This window comes from Paenibacillus taichungensis (assembly GCF_047302525.1).
In the GTDB taxonomy this organism is placed as follows: domain Bacteria; phylum Bacillota; class Bacilli; order Paenibacillales; family Paenibacillaceae; genus Paenibacillus; species Paenibacillus taichungensis_B.
In genome coordinates this window covers 5688959-5710409 of sequence record NZ_CP168020.1, presented here as the reverse complement: position 1 = coordinate 5710409, position 21451 = coordinate 5688959, and the positions used below count along the sequence as shown (strand labels likewise).

At 46.2% G+C, this 21451-nt stretch carries 19 protein-coding genes; 17 read left to right on the top strand and 2 right to left on the bottom strand.

The window, feature by feature from the left end:
* The first annotated feature begins 11 nt into the window (after positions 1-11).
* The 4 genes from gpmA (at position 12) to ACDJ58_RS25825 (ending at position 2622) form a co-directional block, all read left to right on the top strand.
* Positions 12-755: a 2,3-diphosphoglycerate-dependent phosphoglycerate mutase gene (gene gpmA / locus ACDJ58_RS25840; protein ID WP_413373689.1), complete on the top strand. Its 744-nt coding sequence runs from the start codon at positions 12-14 to the stop codon at positions 753-755.
* A gap of 220 nt (positions 756-975) precedes the next feature.
* Positions 976-1149 (top strand): hypothetical protein, encoded by a 174-nt coding sequence (locus tag ACDJ58_RS25835; protein ID WP_413373687.1) that lies wholly within the window; start codon positions 976-978, stop codon positions 1147-1149.
* Positions 1150-1302: 153 nt separating this feature from the next.
* A complete protein-coding gene (locus tag ACDJ58_RS25830; RefSeq protein ID WP_413373686.1) occupies positions 1303-2211 on the top strand; it encodes an aldo/keto reductase in 909 nt (302 codons plus the stop codon).
* A gap of 84 nt (positions 2212-2295) precedes the next feature.
* A complete protein-coding gene (locus tag ACDJ58_RS25825) occupies positions 2296-2622 on the top strand; it encodes a thioredoxin family protein (protein ID WP_063566544.1) in 327 nt (108 codons plus the stop codon).
* A gap of 203 nt (positions 2623-2825) precedes the next feature.
* Here ACDJ58_RS25825 and ACDJ58_RS25820 read toward each other — a convergent pair whose 3' ends face one another.
* Positions 2826-3614 carry an undecaprenyl-diphosphate phosphatase gene (locus tag ACDJ58_RS25820; protein ID WP_064641143.1) on the bottom strand — a complete coding sequence of 263 codons (789 nt, stop codon included), beginning with the start codon at positions 3612-3614 and terminating at the stop codon, positions 2826-2828.
* Between the two features lie 239 nt (positions 3615-3853).
* Between ACDJ58_RS25820 and ACDJ58_RS25815 the strand changes: the two genes are divergently transcribed.
* From ACDJ58_RS25815 to ACDJ58_RS25795, 5 genes are all read left to right on the top strand, one after another.
* Positions 3854-4486, top strand: a complete 633-nt coding sequence (locus ACDJ58_RS25815; RefSeq protein ID WP_413373684.1) for a TetR/AcrR family transcriptional regulator — start codon at positions 3854-3856, stop codon at positions 4484-4486.
* 175 nt (positions 4487-4661) lie between these two features.
* Positions 4662-5495 (top strand): substrate-binding periplasmic protein, encoded by an 834-nt coding sequence (locus ACDJ58_RS25810; RefSeq protein ID WP_413379835.1) that lies wholly within the window; start codon positions 4662-4664, stop codon positions 5493-5495.
* Between the two features lie 31 nt (positions 5496-5526).
* Positions 5527-6171 (top strand): amino acid ABC transporter permease, encoded by a 645-nt coding sequence (locus ACDJ58_RS25805; RefSeq protein ID WP_076291212.1) that lies wholly within the window; start codon positions 5527-5529, stop codon positions 6169-6171.
* Positions 6172-6187: 16 nt separating this feature from the next.
* Positions 6188-6934, top strand: a complete 747-nt coding sequence (locus ACDJ58_RS25800; RefSeq protein WP_413373682.1) for an amino acid ABC transporter ATP-binding protein — start codon at positions 6188-6190, stop codon at positions 6932-6934.
* Between the two features lie 148 nt (positions 6935-7082).
* On the top strand, positions 7083-7505 hold the full coding sequence (locus ACDJ58_RS25795) for an OsmC family protein (protein WP_413373681.1): 423 nt from the start codon (positions 7083-7085) through the stop codon (positions 7503-7505).
* Between the two features lie 93 nt (positions 7506-7598).
* Here the strand turns inward: ACDJ58_RS25795 and ACDJ58_RS25790 are convergent, their stop codons facing one another.
* On the bottom strand, positions 7599-8210 hold the full coding sequence (locus ACDJ58_RS25790) for a TetR/AcrR family transcriptional regulator (protein WP_413373679.1): 612 nt from the start codon (positions 8208-8210) through the stop codon (positions 7599-7601).
* A gap of 143 nt (positions 8211-8353) precedes the next feature.
* Between ACDJ58_RS25790 and ACDJ58_RS25785 the strand changes: the two genes are divergently transcribed.
* From ACDJ58_RS25785 to ACDJ58_RS25750, 8 genes are all read left to right on the top strand, one after another.
* Positions 8354-9532 carry an MFS transporter gene (locus ACDJ58_RS25785; RefSeq protein WP_413373678.1) on the top strand — a complete coding sequence of 393 codons (1179 nt, stop codon included), beginning with the start codon at positions 8354-8356 and terminating at the stop codon, positions 9530-9532.
* Positions 9533-9724: 192 nt separating this feature from the next.
* Positions 9725-11515, top strand: a complete 1791-nt coding sequence (locus ACDJ58_RS25780) for a sensor histidine kinase (protein WP_413373677.1) — start codon at positions 9725-9727, stop codon at positions 11513-11515.
* Positions 11508-13112, top strand: coding sequence for a response regulator (locus ACDJ58_RS25775; protein WP_413373675.1), 1605 nt, complete (start codon positions 11508-11510; stop codon positions 13110-13112). The genes ACDJ58_RS25780 and ACDJ58_RS25775 overlap by 8 nt, the downstream gene beginning before the upstream one ends.
* Positions 13113-13467: 355 nt before the next feature.
* Positions 13468-14451: an ABC transporter permease gene (locus ACDJ58_RS25770; protein ID WP_413373673.1), complete on the top strand. Its 984-nt coding sequence runs from the start codon at positions 13468-13470 to the stop codon at positions 14449-14451.
* A 15-nt stretch (positions 14452-14466) separates the two neighbouring features.
* A complete protein-coding gene (locus ACDJ58_RS25765; protein WP_063566553.1) occupies positions 14467-15369 on the top strand; it encodes a carbohydrate ABC transporter permease in 903 nt (300 codons plus the stop codon).
* 186 nt (positions 15370-15555) lie between these two features.
* The gene (locus ACDJ58_RS25760; protein WP_413373672.1) at positions 15556-17244 is read left to right on the top strand and encodes an ABC transporter substrate-binding protein; all 1689 of its coding nucleotides are present in this window, start codon (positions 15556-15558) and stop codon (positions 17242-17244) included.
* Positions 17245-17626: 382 nt separating this feature from the next.
* On the top strand, positions 17627-19330 hold the full coding sequence (locus ACDJ58_RS25755; RefSeq protein ID WP_413373670.1) for an ABC transporter substrate-binding protein: 1704 nt from the start codon (positions 17627-17629) through the stop codon (positions 19328-19330).
* A 318-nt stretch (positions 19331-19648) separates the two neighbouring features.
* Positions 19649-21346 carry an extracellular solute-binding protein gene (locus ACDJ58_RS25750; protein ID WP_413373669.1) on the top strand — a complete coding sequence of 566 codons (1698 nt, stop codon included), beginning with the start codon at positions 19649-19651 and terminating at the stop codon, positions 21344-21346.
* Positions 21347-21451 lie beyond the last annotated feature (105 nt).

The following is a 21451-nucleotide window of genomic DNA, read 5'->3' as shown; positions in this document are numbered from 1 at the left end:
GATTCACGCTTATGTACAGAGTCGTATTGATTCGCCATGGACAGAGTATGTGGAACGTGGAGAACCGTTTTACCGGTTGGACGGATGTGGATCTGACGACCGATGGATACGGAGAAGCGCGCAAAGCGGGAAAGATCCTGAAGGAACAGGGTTTTGATTTTGACTACGCTTATGCTTCGGTACTCAAACGCTCCATTCGAACACTGGATATTGCACTTGATGAGATGGACCGAATGTGGATTCCGATCACGAAGACGTGGAAGCTGAACGAACGTCACTATGGTGCACTGCAGGGATTGAACAAACAGCAGACTGCGCTGAAGTACGGCGAGGAGCAGGTGAAGGAGTGGAGACGCTCCGTTAGCGTATCTCCTCCGGCACTGGACGAAACAGATGAGCGTTATGTTCAGGATCAGGACAAGTATCAACGGCTAGGCTGCACCATCCCGCGTACCGAGAATTTGATGGATACATCAAAGCGGGTGTTGGAGTATTGGAATGCAGAGATCAAACCGGTTGTGTCAGCAGGCAAAAGGGTACTCATCTCCGCGCACGGCAATACGCTCCGTTCACTTGTCATGCATCTGGACCAAATGTCCGAAGCAGACGTAATGGCGCTTAATATCCCGACAGGCATTCCGCTGGTCTATGAACTGGATGAAGATCTGCATCCGATCGGGCATTTCTACCTGACTGCGGATGGTTCAACATACAAACATGAGGAAATGACGCATGTCGCACCACCGTCCGATTGATCGGACGATTGTTATGACCAAGCAGGTTATACAGTAGTAACGATGAGTTCGACTTATACATCACGTTAGAAGATGGCTCCTGAATTCTCAGGGGCCATCTTTTTACGCTGTAATAGGCCATTCTCTAATTTTAGCGATTGCATCTGACGTTTCGTTTTTCTCCTACAGGGTAATCTCAAGCAAGACACGATGTACACTAATCCTGAAGGAGGAACAACATATGTCTAAAAAAAGTGGAATTATTGTAACAGCCATAGGAGCAGGCGTGACTTATTTGATGAGGAACAAACAAGCAAGGGATAAGCTGTTCAGTACGGTGTCAGGACTGATGAAAAGTTCAAGTCCATCTTCAAGCCCGTCTTATGGAAGCAAAAAAGGTTCACGTGTGAATTAAAATAGATATTGGTATGCGAGTCACTTTGCATGAGAAGCCCGGAGCTGGTATGGTCCCGGGTTTTTGTGTGTACTCATATGTCACATGCGATTTTTGCCATCAAGAATGATACAATGGAAACTTGCAGAACGTATGGAAGGGGATGTACAACATATGAAGAAAAATCGTCTGGGTTCATCCGAACTCATGGTTGGTGAAATTGGGCTAGGCTGTATGTCACTTGGAACCGAAGTGAAACCTGCTGTAGCCTTGGTTCATGAGGCATTGGATCGTGGCGTTAATCTTCTGGATACCGCTGACCTGTATGATGCAGGATTAAACGAAGAAATCGTGGGCCAGGCTATCCAGGGGCGCCGGGATCAGGTCATTGTGGCAACCAAGGTTGGTAATCGTCGCATACCGGGAAAAGAAGGCTGGTCATGGGACCCGTCCAAAGCCTATATCAAACAAGCTGTACGAGACAGCCTGAAACGGCTGCAGACGGATTATATTGATCTGTATCAGCTGCATGGTGGTACTCTGGATGATCCAATCGAAGAGACGATCGAAGCCTTTGAGGAACTGAAGCAGGAAGGTCTTATCCGGTATTACGGCATATCCTCTATCCGGCCTAACGTGATTCGTGAATATGTGCAAAGAGCTTCCATTGTCAGCGTGATGAACCAATACAGCGTTGCGGATCGCCGGGCCGAAGAGGAAGTATTGCCTTTATTGGAGCAAAAGGGTATCAGCGTTATCGCTCGTGGACCTGTGGCAAGTGGGGTTCTCGCCGATTCTGGTGCTGCCAAGGCAGATAAGGGGTATCTGGATTACACACCTCAGGAGTTGCACATCATACGGGAAGGCCTGAGCCGTTTGGTAACAGACAATCGCAGCATGGCTCAAACGGCTATTCGTTATGCTCTGGCGCATCCGGCTGTTGCCGCTGTCGTGCCAGGCGCCAGTTCGAGAGAGCAGTTGTTGCATAATATCGCTGCTTCGGAATCTGCACCACTTACGGCTGCGGAGATTAACGAATTACGAGAGATCAGCCCCGCCAATCTGTATAAGCAGCACCGTTAAACGTTGGCAGCCTATTTTCAATTGTAACTATACAAGGTACAATGAAGGTCAACCATAAAGAATCAAATAAGGGAGAGAAGACATATGGAAAGAATTCAAAGTGAACAACAATATCGCGATACAATCAATTCTGACGGAATGACCGTCATTAAATTTGATACAACCTGGTGTCCGGATTGCAAAAACCTGGATCGCTTTATTGGGGACGTTATCGACCAGCATGCGGATAAAACCTTCTATGCCCTCGATGCAGAAGAGTTCCTGCCGTTTGCTGAAGAGAACGGTGTACGGGGCATTCCAAGCCTGCTCGTATTCCAGAACGGCAAGAAAATTGCACATCTGCACAGCAAATGGGCAAAAACGCCTGCTCAAATCTCGGAGTACCTGCAGACTTTGGAGTCCAAGGTATAACAGGAATCAGTTCATTTAGATCGCAGTAGTCCTATGAAACGCCTCCTATCGCAGATAGGGGGTGTTTTGGTGTTGGGGGAGGGGGGAAGGTAGAAGTGAAAATCGGCTTGTTGATGAGGTTGTGCAAATTAAAAATGGCAACCTGGTTCCGAAGGGAACACAGGTTGCCATTGGCTTTTTTGTTACATGACTTGAAGATATGGTTACATCATTAAAATGATAAAGAATACGGCTGCCAGCACGAAACGATAGACTGCAAAGACGGTCAGACTCAGTTTTTTCAAAATGGACAAGAACGTCTTAATGGCAAGCATGGCTACGATAAATGCGGCAATGAATCCAATCGCGAAGATTGGGAAATCGCTGGTATTCAGATGATCGATACTTTTGTATAGATCATATCCTGTGGCCCCAATCATAATCGGCACAGATACCAGGAATGTAAATTCCGCTGCAGCTACCCGGCTTACCCCTGCGAACAGTCCACCGGAGATCGTCGAACCGGAACGGGAGAAGCCTGGCCATAATGCGAGAATCTGAAAAAGACCCACTACAAATGCCTGTTTATACGTAATATCGTCCACATCATGGGTTGTAATGCGCTCGCTACGGTGGCTCCAACGTTCAGCAACAATCATTAGAATACCACCAATAACAAGACTGTACAGCACCGTTTGTGCTCCAAACAGATGCGCCTTGATCCAATCCCGGAATACAAGTCCAATGACCACGGCTGGAACCATCGCCAAAAAGATATGTATGAGGTTCAGACGGGAGGTGTAACTCCTTTTGCCTCCGGTGAAGCGGAACATATCAATGAATTTGTTCCAGTACAGTACAACGACAGCAAGTACAGCTCCGAGTTGCACAACCACCTCAAACGTTTTGACTGACTCGTTGTCCTCTGATAATCCCAGCAAATGGGCAGTCAGAATCATGTGTCCGGTCGAGGACACGGGCAAAAACTCAGTCAAACCTTCGATGATGCCCATAATAATCGATGATATAAAGTCCAATTCTCTTCCTCCTTGAAATGCAGATGACAGCTTATAGGCTGTCCTGCGTGACAATGCCCGCTCATTTGAACAAGGCTATCATCTATTATGATCACAAATGCGCCCAACTTCAACTTATGCTCGTAATGAATTGTTTAAAACCATATTGACAAAAACCTAGTTATCCAATAGGATATACATTAACTGACTGACTGATCAATCGGGAGGATAGGCAAATGTCTAAAAACAATCATTTGGAACCCGGAGAAGAACGCCGGGACCAAATTATACGCATAGCGATGGAACGTTTTGCGACCCAGGGCTACCATCAGACAAAAATTTCCGATATCGTCCGGGAAGCGGGCGTCGCGCAAGGCACTTTTTACTGGCACTTTAAAAGTAAGGAAGCCATTGCATCGGAGATTGTGTTAACCGGCAGGGAGAAGCTGCTTGAAGCGATTGGACAAGGCTACCGCAAGGATGCCGGATCGGTTGAGGATATGGTAAGAGCTTCGGAACGGCTGTTTACCGACTTATTCTCCTTTGCAGCGGACAATCGTTACTTTATGGAGTTGTTGCTTAAAGGCATCGTGTCGGAGGATTCGGTACGCCGTTTGGTCGAGGAGACACGGGGTGCGGTGGAACAAGCGTTTCGCCACAATATGCATCGGGCCATTGAGCTGGGCATGCTGCCTGATTCCATGGATGTACCGCTCCGTGCTGCGCTGCTGGTTAGCATGATTGAAGGCATGATTACGCGCTGGCTGTTTGGCTCGGAGGAGCTTCACAGCGAGTTCTCATCAATGACAGCAACGAAGCTGGCTGCGGAGGCGGCAAGCTTTGAGTTTTACGGACTGCTCGGCACATAAAGTGTGCTGGCCCTGAAGCTTTATTTTCAATAACTGGATTAAATATTCACATGATTAAGCCAGCAGCAGGGAATAATGGGTACAACTGCAGTTTAGGAAGATAGGAAACAGAAGTTTCAACAAGACATGACTACATGGATGAGAGGAAGTTAATGACATGAATAAAACATATGGAATGAAATCTCGCAAAGGCTGGACTTTAACAGCCCTGCTGCTAATGACCGTGCTGGTACTCAGCGCTTGTGGCAGTAAAACTACGGACAACGGAAGCAGCAATGGAGCACAGGCGAACAATGAACTGGAGCAGATTAAGTCTGCTGGCGTCATTAAAGTGGGCATGATGGGCACATACGCACCATACAACTTCCTTAACGATAAGAAAGAAATGGACGGCTACGATGCAGATATCGCACGTGAGGTTGCGAAGCGTCTTGGGGTTGAGGTTGAATTTATATCCCAGGAGTTCTCCGGCCTGACACCAAGTCTGCAAGCCAAAAAGCTGGATGCCATCATCAGCCAGATGACGATTACCGATGACCGAAAAAAAGTATTGGATTTCAGTGATCCATATATTACGAACGATGTGAAAATCATTGTGAAAAAAGATAACAATGACATTACCAAGCTGGAAGATTTCAAAGGGAAAACGATCGGTGTAGGCCTCGGTACCAATGATGAAACGTACCTGCGTAACGAAGTGCTACCGAAAGTCGGCAATTTCACCATCAAGACTTATGACGATGTTATCACATCATTGAAAGATTTGGACGCTGGACGGATCGATGCAACGATCAACAACCTGTACGCGCTGAAACCGATCGTAGATGCCAACGGCTTCAACATCAAAGCAGTAGGTGAGCCAATCAAGAGTGACCAAGCGGGCATCGCTGTTCGCAAAGACAATCCGGAACTCGTAGCTGCACTGAATGATGCACTGAAAGGGATGAAGGATGACGGAACGTACAATACCATCTTCAAAAAATGGTTTGGTGAAGAGCCTGTGCAATAATGAACCGGCAGGGCGAAGGGAAGTTTGATCCATGGAACTGGTATTTGAGAATATCCCCTTCTTTCTGAAGGGGGCTTACTATACGCTGTATGTAACTGTGATCTCCATGTTTTTTGCCTTTATCATCGGAGTGCTAGTCGCTATCGCTCGTCTGAAGGGGCCGATGTGGCTTAGGTTGATCGCAAGGTTTTATGTATCCATCATGCGGGGAACACCGCTGCTGGTGCAATTATTCGTTATTTATTTTGGGCTGGTCGATTATGGAGTAACTTTGGGCTCGCTCACGGCAGCATGTCTCGGGCTTAGTCTTAATGCGGGTGCATTTCTGTCCGAAACGTTCCGTGGAGCGATTCAGGCTGTACCAAAGGGGCAGACGGAAGCCGCATATGCTACAGGCATGACACCGGCTCAGACCATGAGAAGGATTATATTCCCCCAAGCGGTGCGAATTGCGATCCCTCCGATGGGCAACACGTTTATCGGGATGCTGAAAGAAACATCACTTGTGGCAGCCCTCGGGGTTACAGAGTTGCTTCGCTCGGCACAGTTGCTGGTCGCGCAATATTACGTTAATATGCCGTTTTATCTGGCAATTGGCGTGATCTACTGGATTATGAGTATCGGCTTCTCGGCCATTCTGGAACAAGTGGAGCGCCGGCTGGCCCGGGCTTACTGATAGGAGGGGAGAACCGATGATTACAACAACAGGACTGACCAAACGTTTTGGGGAAAATGAAGTTCTCACAAATATAGATCTTCATGTCGATGCGAAAGATATTGTTGTTCTGCTGGGACCCAGTGGATCGGGCAAAAGTACATTGTTGCGCTGTCTAAACGGTCTGGAAGAGCTCTCTGGCGGCAAGATTGAAGTGAATGGTGTTGTAGTAGACAGTGCCGACTCGCAGCGAATCCAGCGGGCTCGGGTATTGGAAATCCGTCGGCAGACCGGCATGGTATTCCAACAGTTCAATCTGTATCCGCACAAGACGGTGCTCGGCAATGTGATGGAAGGGCTCGTGACTGTGAAAAAAATCAAGCGGGACGAAGCGGCCGAACGCGGCCGGATTCTGCTGGATCGAGTCGGCCTGTCGGACAAGCAGGATGCATATCCATCCCGTTTGTCTGGTGGACAGCAGCAGCGCGTAGCGATTGCCCGCGCGCTTGCCATGGAGCCTGAGGTGATGCTGTTTGATGAGCCTACCTCAGCCCTTGATCCCGAACTGGTGGGAGAAGTGCTCTCCGTTATGAAGGAGCTGGCACAGGAAGGCATGACGATGCTGGTCGTTACGCATGAGTTGAAGTTTGCCCGGAATGTGGCTAACAAAATTGTCTTTATGGCGGATGGATCGATTGTGGAAGAAGCAAGTCCGCAGGCCTTTTTTGAACACCCGACCCAGGAGCGGACACGCAGATTTTTGCAGCAAATTACTGAATTCTAAGAATTCTCAGAGATAAGCAGACTGAGTGAAGGGGACGGAATCGATTCTGAAGAAGCGTAGCGTTCGCCTTTGTCTCCAAATGAACGATCCGTACCCAGAACGGATATCTGCAGAGCGTAAACTATTCTAAGAAAGAAGGATAAACATCATGAATGTAACAACTGTATGGAAAGGCAAACGCGCGTTTACTTCCGAAGGACCCTCTGGCTACGCGATTGGCATGGATGCCACAGCAGCCTATGGTGGTGACAGCAAGGGTGCTACACCCATGGAATTGTTACTGGCAGGTCTCGGAGGTTGTATGGGGATCGATATCACGATGATTCTGGACGCTTTCCTGGACAAAATTACTGGCATTGAGATTGAAGCACAGGGTACTCGCAGTGAAGGTATGCCGAAAGGTTTTACTGCCATTGATCTGATCTTCAAGGTGGACGGCGATATCCCGGATTACCGGATCTGGAAAGCCATCCAAATGGCTGAAGAGAAGTATTGTGCAGTTTCCGCTTCACTTAGCGCAGATATTCATCCCAAACTGATTCTGAATGGGGTAGACACACCCCGTCCATAACGGGACATGGGTAAATTATATACTGAAGAGGCACTTCCAATTATGGGAGTGCCTTTTTGATTGTTCTAACATTTCGACCATTAGGAATTAAGGTCACGCTGGATGTTGAGCAAGGTCCCAGATGCCCATAATTTCGGTGATAGCCTGATCAAGCGTTGCATAAGGAACACCGTCCCGGGCTTGTGTAGAGATACCTTGCATAAAAGTATCAAAAACAGTGGTCAGCATCGAGACATTCGTGGAGGCAGGCAGTTCGCCGATTTCCACAGCGCGCTGGATGCAACCCTGCAGGCGGTTGCGAGTCAGCTTTCTTTTCTCTGCGGTAATGTCTCGGATATGATTGTTTTTGGAAGAACATGTGCTGGCTGACAGCACAATTAAACAGCCAGATGGATGTGCGCTGTCTGTTTGCATTTTGGCGGTACTTCTTAAAGTTGTTTCAATCGCTTCTCTTGGAGATAGCGTAAGATCCGAGAAGCTTTCCGTAACGCGTCCAAACGAACCCATATATCGTTCTACCGCTTCTTTATAAAGAGCTTCTTTGGATTCAAAGGCTGCATAGAAGCTGGCTGCTGAAATATCCCCCATGACCGCTCGAAGTTGAAGCAATGAGGTGGCTTCGAATCCTTGTTCCCAAAAGAGCATCATTGCCTGCAACAGGGCTTCATCCCGATCAAAAATGCGGGGACGTCCGGTTCTTGCCATAAGAGATTCCCCCTCGTTTTTCTTAATTATATACTAATCGATCCAAAAGTCGTTGACAAGGTGGGAGAGGGTGGATAATATAAGGAATGATCGATCCATAATTCGATTTTATGTCCTATATTATCTAAAAAGGAGCTGCACAGATGTCCGATAAATCTTCTCAACGTTTCCCATGGTTTGGGCTGCTGGCCTTGGCTATGGCTGGTTTTATAGCTATTATGACTGAAACTCTTCCCGCGGGGTTGCTGCCGCAAATCAAGGAAGGACTGCAGGTCTCTGAGGCAGGGGCAGGGCAGCTTGTCACATTTTATGCAGTAGGTTCTCTGATTGCCGCCATACCTGTGGCCGTGTTGACAAGAGGCTGGCGACGCCGTCCGCTTTTACTTTTAGCGATTATCGGTTTTCTGGTCTTCAACACCATTACAGCCCTCTCTTCAAACTATGTACTGACTCTTGTCGCTCGTTTTTTTGCCGGTGTTGCAGCCGGTGTCTCCTGGGGTCTGATTGGCAGTTATGCACTACGGATGGTGCCTGATCATCTCAAGGGCAGGGGCATGGCTGTTGCGATGATCGGAACACCGATTGCCTTATCATTCGGTGTTCCCGCAGGTACGCTGCTGGGTTCCTTTATGGGCTGGCGCTCGGTATTCTGGCTGATGTCGCTGCTGGCGTTTGTACTGATTTTCTGGGTGCTCTGGAAAGTACCCGATTATCCTGGGCAGTCTGCTGATCAGCGGATTTCTTCAATAAAGGTGCTGCTGACCCCTGGAGTAATACCCATTCTGGCTGTCGTTCTGGCCTGGATGCTGGCTCATAATATTTTGTACACCTATATCGCTCCTTTCCTTGCCGATGTTGGTCTGGAATCAAAGGTTGGACTTATGCTACTTGTGTTTGGCCTAATGGCATTGGTGGGCATCTGGATTACAGGTATTCTTATTGATCGTTGGTTGCGTATGCTGGTTCTCATCAGTCTTTCGGGCTTTGCCCTAATCTCTCTGGTATTGGGTCTTTGGAGCGAGCACGTTGCCGTTGTCTTTGGTTCAGTTGCAATGTGGGGGCTGACATTTGGCGGTGCGGCTACACTGTTACAGACTGCACTTGCCCAAGCTGCCGGGGAGCAGGGTATAGATATCGTAATGCCGATTAATACGACCGTCTGGAATCTCGCTATTGCTATTGGCGGATTGGCGGGAGGCGTGCTTCTGAATCAATGGGGAGCCTCGTCCTTTACCTGGGCCATCCTGCTCCTATCACTTGTAGCTCTGATTGTTGCGCTACGTTCCAAAGGACATGGATTCCGCTCAGCACACAGCCGCTAAGCAATCTGCTTTCCTTCCTACATTAGAAACAGCTATACAAACTTCATGTTTGTTTTATCACTCAGCATACAGCCTTTTTTGAAGCCCTCTTGCAGGGCTTTTGCTGTTATGTGGTATGATGAATTGGAAGGGCAGGCGTAATATGTACTGACCTTTATATGTAAGCGCTTATAAGCGACGGAAGGTGCAGATATGTTTAAAAGGCTCATACGAACATCCAACAATCTTAAATTAAAGCATAAATTGCTCATATCCTATGTACTTGTCGTCATGATTCCGGTACTAATTATTGGACTTGCTGTAACCGGATACTTTCGGAAGCAGGCGCTGGACAATGCAATTGGACAGACGATCAACAACGTGGACAAGGTCAAGAGTCAGACCATCACACTACTGCGTGTACCTACGGATATTTCCAACATTCTGATGTTCAACAATGAACTGAAGGAAATTGTGAACAAACGATACCAAAGCGTTGTGGAGCTGACCTCGGCTTACCTCGCGTATAAAGATTTTCAGGAATATAAGCGTCTGTACCGTGAGGTTGCGGGCATCCGGTTTTACTCCACCAATCCGACGCTGATCAACAATCTGGAGTTCATTCCAGTGGACAAGCAGACCGAGGAGAGCTACTGGTACCAAAAGGCACTGAAAACGACGAGCATCGGCTGGTTCTACATTCCTGACAAGGGAGATAATCCGGTGCACAAGCTTAGTCTGGTGCGCAAAGTGCCTTTTGCCGAATATCGGACCGAGGGTGTGCTGATGATTGTAATCAATCAGGATGAGCTGAATGGATTGTTACGTCAGGAACCGTTCGAGACGTTGATTACGGACGAACAGGGTTATGTGGTTGCAGCCAAAAATACCGAACTGGTGGGTAAAACGCTGGACGAGCTTGATTTTGGTGTAGATCTGCAAAATCAGGCCAAAGGCACAATTGAAGCAGATTTTCAGGGGGAGCCATCCAATATTGTCATTGATGAGCTGCGTCCTGGATCGAGCATGAACAGCCTGAAGATCATTTCGGTTTTTGCCACCAAAAATATTGTCAAAGACGCCAATACGATTAGCATGATCGGTATGCTTTTCATTACGCTTGTGCTGGTCATTGCATTGTTGCTTGTATATATCATTTCATTTCTCACGTCGAACCGATTGTTACGCCTTAGCAAACATCTGAATAAGCTCGCGCTGGGTGATTTGAATGTCACCTCCCGCATTGACGGGAATGATGAGATTGGGCAATTGTCGAGGCAGTTCAATTACATGGTGAAGAGCATTAATGAACTGATGACTCAGGTGGTAGAGGCAACGGAACAGAACAATCAATTGGAAATCGCGCAGAAAGAGATTAAACTGAAAATGATGGCCAGCCAGATCAATCCTCATTTTTTGTTTAATGCACTGGAGTCGATCCGCATGAAAGCCCATATCAAAGGCGAGGCGGAGATTGCCAATATCGTCAGGCTGCTAGGCAAACTGATGCGCAAGAGCCTTGAGATTGGCAGCGGCAAAACGACTTTCAGAGCCGAACTTGAAATGGTACGTTCTTATCTGGAAATTCAGAAATTCCGTTACGGCGACCGACTTGCTTTCCAGATCCATATCGATCCGGAGGTGGAGAAGATGTACATCCCTCCTTTGATCATTCAGCCTCTGGTTGAGAATGCGATTGTGCATGGTTTGGAAAATAAAGAGGGCACGGTCCGTGTGAATATAAATATTCGTTTGGTGGAGGATGTTGTCCAGGTGCGTGTCGATGACGATGGGGCAGGCATTACGCCGGAGCGTCTGGCTGAAGTGATGCAGTTCATCTGTGGACCGGAAGAACAGGAGAAGAGCCGAATTGGCATGCGTAATGTACATCAACGTTTAACGTTGACCTACGGCGAGCCATACGGATTACAGATTAAGAGTGTGTATGGGGAAGGAACAGAGGTTTCTTTCACCTTGCCAGCAGGAGGAGACCAGCATGTATAAAGTGTTATTGGTAGATGATGAACCGAGCATACGTGAAGGACTGACAACGATCATTGATTGGGAAAAATACGGCTTTCAGGTGGTTGGTACAGCTGCCAGCGGGCGTGAGGCCATCACCCGGTTCGAAGAGCTGGAACCGGACCTGACGATCATCGATATTCGCATGCCCGGCATGACCGGACTGGATGTCATAGAAGAATTGCGGCAGCACCATCCGGGGTCGCACTTTCTGATCCTGAGTGGGTACGCCGATTTCGATTATGCCAAGAAAGCCATCAGTTTTGGCGTGGATGGCTATCTGCTCAAGCCAGTGGATGAAGAGGAGATTATCAGTGAGCTGGAGCGGATCTCTGTGATGCTGACAAGGGAGCGTGTGACCCTGGCCCGCCATGCTGGCGAGGATACAGCCTACCGTGAGCATCAGATTGAAGCATTGCTTTTTGATAGCCTGGAAGGTACGGAAACAATGGAAGCAAATGCTCTTGGGTTGAATTGGTCGCAGTATCAAGTTGTGCTGCTGGAGATGCATGCCGAACCTGATTTACAGCGTGGTAGTGTGGTGAAACGCAGACTGGCGGAAGCTTTTGACCAGAAAGATCGGGGCATTGTGTTTTCGTTCCATTCCGGATTGGGACTGTTATGCAAAGAGCCTATTCTGACTGAACAAGCTGCCGGGAATTTATATGATGAGTTGGAAGGGCTGCTGGGAGAGTGGAATATTCATATGTACGCGGCAGCAGGTCAACCTGTAAACTCCACAGCAGACATCGCACATTCCTATAATCAGGCCAACGGCGTATTGGTCGGACGTTTCCTATTCGCGGAACAACGAGTTATGTTATGGAATGAAGGTGAGAAGAGCGAAAGTGATTCCGGGCCAGTTGTTGCCATTGAGGAAAAAAGTAGTGAACCGGATGAAGCAGAGCTGGCGGACAAGTTGTATTATGCGCTCGACATTCGGAGCAACGAGTCAGTAATGCGTGTGCTGACCGAGATGGAGGAACGCCTAATTCCGCATCACCAGACAGAGCAGGCGATTAAGACGGCGTTCTCCCAAGTGTTTTCATTGGCTATTAACAAACTTGCGGCAACCAATCAGCATATGCAATCCATTATGCAGGAGCATTCTGTTCTCATTACGGAGGTTTACCATCAATTAACGTTGTTGGATCTCAAAGTGATGGCCGCTGAACACCTGAACCGGCTTATTCAGCGCATGGGTGGAGGCAGCAAGGATACGGTACTGAAACAGATGATTGAATTTATCCGTCGTAATCCGGGCGAAAATCTCAAACTGGAGGTACTCGCAGAGGTATTTAACTACAATAGCAGTTATCTGGGCAAGCTGTTCAAAAACCATACCGGAGAATATTTCAATGCATTTCTCGATAAGGTTCGAATGGAGAAGGCGAAGGAACTGCTCGATGAAGGCTTAAAGGTACACCAGGTTGCCGCGAGGGTGGGGTATGCTAACGTGGATTACTTCCACGGCAAATTCAAGAAGTATGTAGGAGAATCACCTTCCGCTTACAAACATGCTAGAGAGCTTGCCAGATCACAGTCTAAAGATTCTTCAGGAGACCCGGAACGGGAGTAGCCCCTGTTCAGAGGATAGTACTTCTGTACCTGGTATTTCTCCTGATTAGGTAAAAAACGTTTTCGAACTAATAGTCTATTGAAAGGACCCCTGAGGTCCTTTTTCTTTTTGGTATGAAGTAAAGTAAACGATTTCTATAAAACGTTTTCGATAATTACCATTTTCAAATTAAATTCCCTTTTAATTTCAATGATTAATAATAAACAGCGTCATTATCACTAATTTTATAGATATAATATCGGATTTTATAGGGGGATATCTAATTTTCATATGATTTTCTCTAAAATCCAGCTGGTATTTTGAAAACGCTCTATCAGGTATGATTATTTTATAAATCAGAGGAGGGGGAACGGAGATGGAAACGCTAACAGAAAAATCCGCTTCCGCGAAAAAAAGCAGTGACCCCAATCCGCCAACACAAAAACGGCGGAACAGAGTTTGGGACAGTATGAAACAGCAAAAGTATCTCTATCTCATGTCATTGCCATTCGTAGCTTGGGTTTTTGTATTTAACTATCTGCCACTATGGGGATGGACGATGGCTTTCCAAAACTATAAACCGGCCAGATCGTTCGGTGATCAAGAGTGGGTTGGTTTTAAACACTTTGTAGAGTTATTCAGTGATGATCGCTTCTATCTGGTACTTCGAAATACGCTTGCAATGAGCTTGATGGGACTGGTTATCGGTTTTATCGTGCCGATTTTCTTTGCGATTCTCTTGAATGAGATGAAAGGCATGTTCTTCAAGCGCGCCGTGCAAACGGTATCATATCTGCCTCACTTTGTATCCTGGGTCGTAGTGGCAGGGATTATTACCAAGATGCTCTCCACCGATGGAGGGATTATCAATGACCTTTTGGTAAACCTAAACATTATCGATCAGCCGATCCAATTCATGGCTAAGGGGAACCTGTTCTGGTACATTGTAACCGCTTCAGATATGTGGAAGGAAACCGGCTGGAATGCGATCATCTATCTGGCGGCCATTACCGGTATTGACCAAGAACTTTATGAAGCTTCCCGTGTAGACGGAGCGAACCGCTGGAGACAAATGTGGCATATCACGTTGCCAGGCATTCGGACTACGATCTCTGTACTGTTCATCATGTCCATCGGGCATCTGATTAGTATCGGTTTTGAAAAGCAATTTTTGCTGCAAAACAGTCTAGTGCTAGACTACTCGGAAGTACTTGATCTATACGCGCTCAATTATGGTTTGAATATGGGACGATTCTCGTATGGTACAGCCATAGGCATATTCAACTCCGTTGTCAGTATCATCCTTCTGTTTACAGCGAACGGATTGTTCAAAAAATTCACCAAAGAAAGCATCATGTAGGGAGGGGACGACATTATGGCGAACAAAGCATTCAATGCTACTCGGGGCGATAAGCTGTTCGATATATTCAACATCCTCGCGATGACCCTGGTGCTGATTGTAACACTGTATCCATTCCTGAACGTACTGGCTATCTCACTCAATAACTCGACAGATACCGTACGTGGTGGAATTTACTTGTGGCCACGTGATTTCACATTGCAAAACTACAAAACGATTTTCCAATACGATGGATTGCTGCAAGGTTTGCAGGTATCCATTCTACGTACAATTGTAGGTACCGTGCTCGGTTTGATCAGTTCCTCAATGATCGCATTTACACTGAGTCGTCCTGACTTTAAGTTGAGAAAGTTTGTTTCTACTGCACTTGCACTCACGATGTATTTCTCCGGTGGTCTGATTCCGGTGTACATCCTGATGCGTGACCTGAACCTGATCGGTACATTCTGGGTATATGTATTGCCAGGTATGATCAGTGCGTTTAACGTGTTCATTATCCGTTCCTTCATTGATGGCCTGCCGTATGCATTGCAGGAATCAGCCAAGCTGGATGGTGCGAATGACTTTAAGATCTATTACAAAATCATTTTGCCGCTCTGTAAACCGGTACTTGCAACCATCGCGTTGTTCCTGGCTGTAGGCCAGTGGAATGCTTGGTTCGATACGTACCTGTATAATGGTTCGAAGGCGCATCTGACCACGCTCCAGTACGAGCTGATGAAAGTACTGCAAAGTACACAGCAAGGCTCGGGAGCCGGACGTAACGCCAATGACATGGCACAGCAGATGACACAGATTTCACCGGAATCCATCAAAATGGCGATCACGATCGTTGTTACGGTTCCAATCCTGATTGTGTATCCATTCCTGCAAAAGTATTTTGTAGGTGGTATGACATTGGGTGCAGTAAAAGCTTAAGCAAGTTTGTACAGGCCGCCACATAGATAGAGTGGCCGTATAATAAAAGAAGCATCAGAATGCCCGAAGCGCAGCCATTTGGCCTGCGCTTCACCGTATAGGGCTGCGGAGTGACATTCATGAAGCTATAGACAGGGACAAAAAAGTCCCGAATAGACAGACATATGAAACGGGAGGATTACCATTATGGCAAGAAACAAAATGAAGATTGCACTGGCTCCAGTGCTTGCGATGTCTTTGCTCGCAGGTTGCGGTGGAGGAAACAGCGGCGAAACGTCGTTTAAGGACACTAGCGGTGATACGTCTCCGATTACTTTTGACTTTTTTAGCGTCGATCCCAGTCCGAACTGGAACGGTATGAAGGATGAAGTGGGGAAGGTCCTTACAGAGAAAACAGGAGTAACCCTTAACGGTGAGTTTGCCGTCAGTGGTGGTCAGGATAAAGTATCCTTAATGGCAGCAAGCGGAGACTATCCGGATATCGTGTCACCCAAAGGAGAGCTAAGCAAGCTCGTGGATGCTGGGGCAATGGTCGATCTGACTGATCTGATCGAGCAATATGCTCCCAATCTGAAGAAGCTATATGGTAATTACATGGACCGGCTGAAATATAACAACGAAGATCAAGGAATTTATGTACTACCTACGTATTATGCGGTAGACCAGAAGTATTTTGATGCAGGCGGCGGATTTGGGATTCAGCAGCGTGTATTGAAAGAGCTGGGATACCCTGAGGTGCGTACACTGCAGGATTATGAAAATGTATTGAAGGCATATAAGGAGAAACATCCAACGATTGACGGTCAACCAACGATTCCGTTATCCCTGGACGCAGATGACTGGAGAATCATGATTACGGTAACGAATCCGGCCTTCCAGGCAACAGGTGCTCCGGATGACGGCGAGTACTATATTGATCCTGAGACATATGAGGCAAGTCTGCATTACAAACGTCCGGAAGAGAAAGAGTATTTCCGTTGGTTGAACCATATGTACGCAGAAGGACTGCTTGATCAGGACAGCTTTGTACAGAAAACAGATCAATACAAATCCAAAATTGCAAGTGGACGTGTTCTGGGCGTCATTGACCAGGATTGGGGTTATTCCGATGCGGAAAACGCATTGAAAGCAGCGGGCAAAGATGAAGCGACCTATTCACACTTCCCGGTAACTCTGTCTAAAGATATCAAGGATCATTCCTTCCAGGACCCTGGTTTTGTATCTGGATGGGGTGTAGGGATTACAACATCGAATCCGGACCCGGTTCGTACAATTAAATTCTTTGATTACCTAGCTTCTGAGGAAGGTCAAGTGCTGATGAACTGGGGTATTGAAGGTAAGCAGTACGAAGTGAAAGATGGCAAACGTGTGATTCCGGCGGATATTCAGGACCAAAAAACGAATAATGCTGCCGTATTCCAGAAAGAAACAGGTATTGGCCTCTATACCAATATGTCTGGTCACTATGGAGATGGCGTTAAAGATTCCACGGATAACTATTACACAACGAATTTCCCTGAGCAGATTGTAGCGGCTTATTCCGATGCGGAGAAAGAGACACTCAAAGCATACGGCGCAACAACGTGGAAAGATCTGTTCCCAAGTGAAGATGAGTTCCCAGTTAAATCATGGGGAGCAGCGTACAATATGCCGACTCCAGGTGACTCGGATTACAACGTTATTTTCCAAAAAACACAGGATATTATCCGTAAACGGATCCCAGAAGCAATCCTCAGTTCTCCAGAGCAATTTGATGCCATCTATGACGGAATGATTGCTGAACTTAACAAAGCAGGAGCAGAGGACATGGAAAAACAATACACCGAGCTGGTACAAAGCCGTGTTCAATTGTGGAGCGGTGAAGAGAGCAAGTAATGCATTTCAGCAGACTTAGTTTTTTCGAAAAAAAGGGCCCAGGAAACTGGGTTCTTTTTTATACCTAAAACGTTTTCCGAAAAACGTTTTCAATTTTGTGTATTCACTATTGACAAGGACTTTTAGAGGGATTATTATTCAAATATGAAAGCACTTTCATTACTAATTTATCAAGGCATGTACACGATTCTCTTCAGTCAAACAGAGTAAGGGTTGGTTCCTCGAATTACTGGATAGAATGAGTGTTTTTCACTTCATTTAGAAAACGCTTTTTATGTTATAAAATCAAACGTTTTACAATGAGAATCACCCAATTACGGTATGTGCAGGTCAGCCTGTTCTACAATAGATAGCTTCATTTTATCCATAAGGGGGATTACACATGAAGGGCAAAACACCAAAAACATTCGCAATGCTTCTGTTAGCCAGCGCTCTTGCCATTACAGCAGGATGCAGTGGTAGCGGAGGAGGAACTACGGCTTCAGAGACACCAACGGACACAGGGGATACGACCAGTCCAATCACCTTTACGTTCTTTGGTGCTGACGCAAGTCCAAACTGGAACAACATGAAGGACGCAGTCGGCCAAGAAATTACGAAACAAACAGGTGTTACAATTGAAGCCGAGTATGATGTGAATAATGGTGGCGACCAAAAGATACCTTTGATGGCTGCCAGCGGTGAATACCCTGATATTATCTATCCTAAAGGTAACTTGTCTAAGCTTGTGGATGCAGACGCGATGCTTGACCTGACAGATCTGATTGACAAATATGCACCAAACCTGAAGAAAATCTATGGGGACCAGATGAACCGTCTGAAATACAGTTTGGAAGATCAGTCCATTTACACGATCCCAACGAACATGGGTGTAGACAATGTTGCGTTTGATGCTACAGGCGGATTCGAGATTCAGCAAAAGGTATTGAAAGAACTTGGCTACCCAGAAGTAAAAACGCTTGAGGATTACGAGAAAGTTCTGAAAGAATATTATGCAAAACATCCAACTATTGACGGGCAGCCGACCATTCCGCTGACGCTGAATGCAGATGACTGGAAGATTATGATTACGGTAACGAATCCAGCCTTCCAGGCAACAGGAGGCCCGGATGACGGTGAATATTACATTAATCCTGAAACGTATGAAGCGGTGCTGCACTATAAACGTCCAGAGGAGAAAGAATACTTCCGCTGGTTGAACAAAATGTACAATGAAGGCATTCTTGACAAAGATACATTTGTGCAGAAGGACGACCAATACAAATCCAAAATCGCAAGCGGTCGGGTACTGGGGCTGATTGACCAAGAATGGAACTATGGTGAAGCTGAGAATGCTTTGAAATCAGTTAACAATGGCGAGAATACGTACGCTCACTTCTCTGTATCCCTCAACAAGGATATTGTGGATCATACGTTCCAACCTACCGGATTCGATGGATATGGCATCGGAATTTCGAAAACTGCAAAAGACCCTGTACGTATTATCAAATTCATGGATTGGCTCGCTTCGGATGAAGGCCAGGTGCTGAGAAACTGGGGGATTGAAGGCCAACACTACAACGTTGAAAATGGCAACCGTGTCATCCCTGCTGATGTGCAGGATCGCAAAGTCAATGACAACTCGGCGTTCACCAAAGAAACAGGTATCGGAATGTACAACATCTTCAGCGCTAGATATGGCGATGGTGTCAAAGATTCCACAGGCAACTACTACACAACGAACTTCCCTGAGCAGATCCAAGCAGGTTATACTGCCGCAGAGAAGGAAACATTGAAAGCCTATGGCATCACAACGTGGAAAGATTTCTATCCTTCTGAAGACGACTTGAAGCTGAAAGATTGGGGCGCAGCATATAACATGCCAGTACCTTCGGATACGGATTATAACGTAGCGTTCCAGAAATCACAGGACATTGTCCGCAAACGTATTCCTGAAGCTATCCTTGCCAAACCTGAGAACTTCGACAAAGTGTATGATGATCTCCTGGCAGAGCTTGATAAAGCAGGTGCGGTAGAGATGGAGAAACAATACACCGTTTGGATCAAGGAACGTGTAGCTCTGTGGACAGGTAAAGACGTGAAATAATACTGAAAATAAGTCAATATAAACGATCATTTTCAAAGCGAAATGGGTCCCTTGAAAGGGGCCTTTTTTGTTGTTGACGAAAGGGGGAGGATAGCATATAATCGTTAATGTAAGCACTTTCAGTAAGCGTTTTAAATTATTTTCCGAAAACGTTTTACGGATGTTAGAAGAGAGTTTTCATGAGTTTTAGATTTGATAAAGAAAGAGTAAAATTTATTTTTAAGTAAGCGCATACAGAAATGTGTCTTACAGCGGTATCCTCAGGCTTAAAGCCTGTTATACAGATAAAACCTTCATAAATAATAGGGGGACTAGACAATGAGAGGCAAAATGAAAGGCAATACACCCAAGACGTTTGCAATGTTGATGCTCGCAAGTGCAATGCTGGTTACAGCTGGCTGCGGAAATTCGGGAAGTAAAGAAGCCTCGGAGTCCAGTGGAACCGATCCGGTTACTATCACATTCTTTGGTGCGGATGCGAGTCCAACCTGGAACAAGATGCAGGATGCAGTCGGTAAAGAGATTACCAAGCAAACAGGCGTTACGATTGAAGCAGAGTATGATGTAAACAATGGTGGAGACCAGAAAATTGCACTTATGGCGGCTAGCGGTGAGTACCCTGATATTGTTTTCCCAAAAGGTAACTTGTCTAAACTAGTAGATGCAGGGGCAATGCTTGACCTGACGGATCTGATTGAGGAGCATGCTCCAAACCTGAAAAAAATATATGGGGACCAGATGAACCGTCTGAAATACAGTTCGGAAGATCAGGCCATTTATACAATCCCAACAAATATGGGTGTTGATAATGTTGCGTTTGACGCAACAGGCGGATTTGAAATTCAGCAAAAAGTACTTAAAGAGCTCGGATACCCTGAAGTGAAAACACTTGAGGATTACGAGAATGTATTGAAAGAATATGTGAAAAAACACCCAACGATTGACGGTCAGCCGACCATTCCATTGACGCTGAATGCAGATGATTGGAAGATTATGATTACAGTAACGAACCCGGCCTTCCAGGCAACTGGAGCACCGGATGATGGAGAATATTACATCAACCCTGAAACATATGAAGCGATGTTGCACTACAAACGTCCAGAGGAGAAAGAATACTTCCGCTGGTTGAACAAAATGTACAATGAAGGACTGCTGGACAAAGATACATTTGTCCAAAAGGATGACCAATATAAATCCAAAATCGCAAGTGGCCGTGTACTCGGTCTGATTGACCAGGAGTGGAATTATCAAGAAGCTGAAAATGCACTCAAATCAGCGGGCAAAGATGACAGCACATATGCTCACTTCTCTGTATCCCTGAACAAGGACATTGTGGATCATACATTCCAGCCAACCGGATTTGACGGATATGGCATCGGGATTACAACTTCTGCCAAAGATCCGGTTCGCATTATCAAATTCATGGACTGGCTCGCTTCGGACGAAGGTCAAGTGTTGAGAAACTGGGGAATTGAAGGCGAACACTACAATGTAAAAGATGGTCAACGGGTGATTCCTCAAGATATCCAGGATCGTAAAACCAATGACAACTCCAACTTCACTAAAGAAACAGGAATCGGTATGTATAGCGTGTTTAGTGCGAGATACGGTGATGGCGTGAAAGATTCCACGGATAACTATTACACAACGAACTTCCCTGAGCAGATTCAGGCTGGTTATACTGCGGCAGAGAAAGAAACGTTGAAAGCATATGGCATTACAACATGGAAAGAATTCTATCCTTCTGAAGATGATTTGCAACTGAAAGACTGGGGCGCAGCATACAACATGCCTGTACCTTCAGGTACAGATTATGAGGTAACGTTCCGAAAAACACAGGATATCGTGCGCAAACGTATTCCTGAAGCTGTTCTGACTACAGCTGCGAACTTTGATAAAGTATACGATGATTTCCTCGCCGAGTTGGATAAAGCTGGCGCAGTCGAAATGGAGAAACAGTACACTGTTTGGGTTAAGGATCGTGTTTCCCTGTGGACAGGTAAAGACGTAAAATAACTTATGTTTTAATTGAATAAGCGGATATACAAAAAAAGGCCCTGAGCAAGGGTCTTTTTTTGCTGACTATGTGATGTTTAACATTGACGCAAATTTCGAAATCAA

Coding starts and splice junctions, on each gene's coding strand:
- ACDJ58_RS25790 (WP_413373679.1), bottom strand. CDS start 8,210: ATGGCAAGAACCGGACGTCCCCGCATTTTTGATCGGGATGAAGCCCTG.
- ACDJ58_RS25810 (WP_413379835.1), top strand. CDS start 4,662: ATGAAATCTCGCAAAGGCTGGACTTTAACAGCCCTGCTGCTAATGACC.
- ACDJ58_RS25795 (WP_413373681.1), top strand. CDS start 7,083: ATGAATGTAACAACTGTATGGAAAGGCAAACGCGCGTTTACTTCCGAA.
- ACDJ58_RS25830 (WP_413373686.1), top strand. CDS start 1,303: ATGAAGAAAAATCGTCTGGGTTCATCCGAACTCATGGTTGGTGAAATT.
- ACDJ58_RS25815 (WP_413373684.1), top strand. CDS start 3,854: ATGTCTAAAAACAATCATTTGGAACCCGGAGAAGAACGCCGGGACCAA.
- ACDJ58_RS25780 (WP_413373677.1), top strand. CDS start 9,725: ATGTTTAAAAGGCTCATACGAACATCCAACAATCTTAAATTAAAGCAT.
- gpmA (WP_413373689.1), top strand. CDS start 12: ATGTACAGAGTCGTATTGATTCGCCATGGACAGAGTATGTGGAACGTG.
- ACDJ58_RS25755 (WP_413373670.1), top strand. CDS start 17,627: ATGAAGGGCAAAACACCAAAAACATTCGCAATGCTTCTGTTAGCCAGC.
- ACDJ58_RS25800 (WP_413373682.1), top strand. CDS start 6,188: ATGATTACAACAACAGGACTGACCAAACGTTTTGGGGAAAATGAAGTT.
- ACDJ58_RS25785 (WP_413373678.1), top strand. CDS start 8,354: ATGTCCGATAAATCTTCTCAACGTTTCCCATGGTTTGGGCTGCTGGCC.
- ACDJ58_RS25805 (WP_076291212.1), top strand. CDS start 5,527: ATGGAACTGGTATTTGAGAATATCCCCTTCTTTCTGAAGGGGGCTTAC.
- ACDJ58_RS25760 (WP_413373672.1), top strand. CDS start 15,556: ATGGCAAGAAACAAAATGAAGATTGCACTGGCTCCAGTGCTTGCGATG.
- ACDJ58_RS25770 (WP_413373673.1), top strand. CDS start 13,468: ATGGAAACGCTAACAGAAAAATCCGCTTCCGCGAAAAAAAGCAGTGAC.
- ACDJ58_RS25835 (WP_413373687.1), top strand. CDS start 976: ATGTCTAAAAAAAGTGGAATTATTGTAACAGCCATAGGAGCAGGCGTG.
- ACDJ58_RS25765 (WP_063566553.1), top strand. CDS start 14,467: ATGGCGAACAAAGCATTCAATGCTACTCGGGGCGATAAGCTGTTCGAT.
- ACDJ58_RS25750 (WP_413373669.1), top strand. CDS start 19,649: ATGAGAGGCAAAATGAAAGGCAATACACCCAAGACGTTTGCAATGTTG.
- ACDJ58_RS25775 (WP_413373675.1), top strand. CDS start 11,508: ATGTATAAAGTGTTATTGGTAGATGATGAACCGAGCATACGTGAAGGA.
- ACDJ58_RS25825 (WP_063566544.1), top strand. CDS start 2,296: ATGGAAAGAATTCAAAGTGAACAACAATATCGCGATACAATCAATTCT.
- ACDJ58_RS25820 (WP_064641143.1), bottom strand. CDS start 3,614: ATGGGCATCATCGAAGGTTTGACTGAGTTTTTGCCCGTGTCCTCGACC.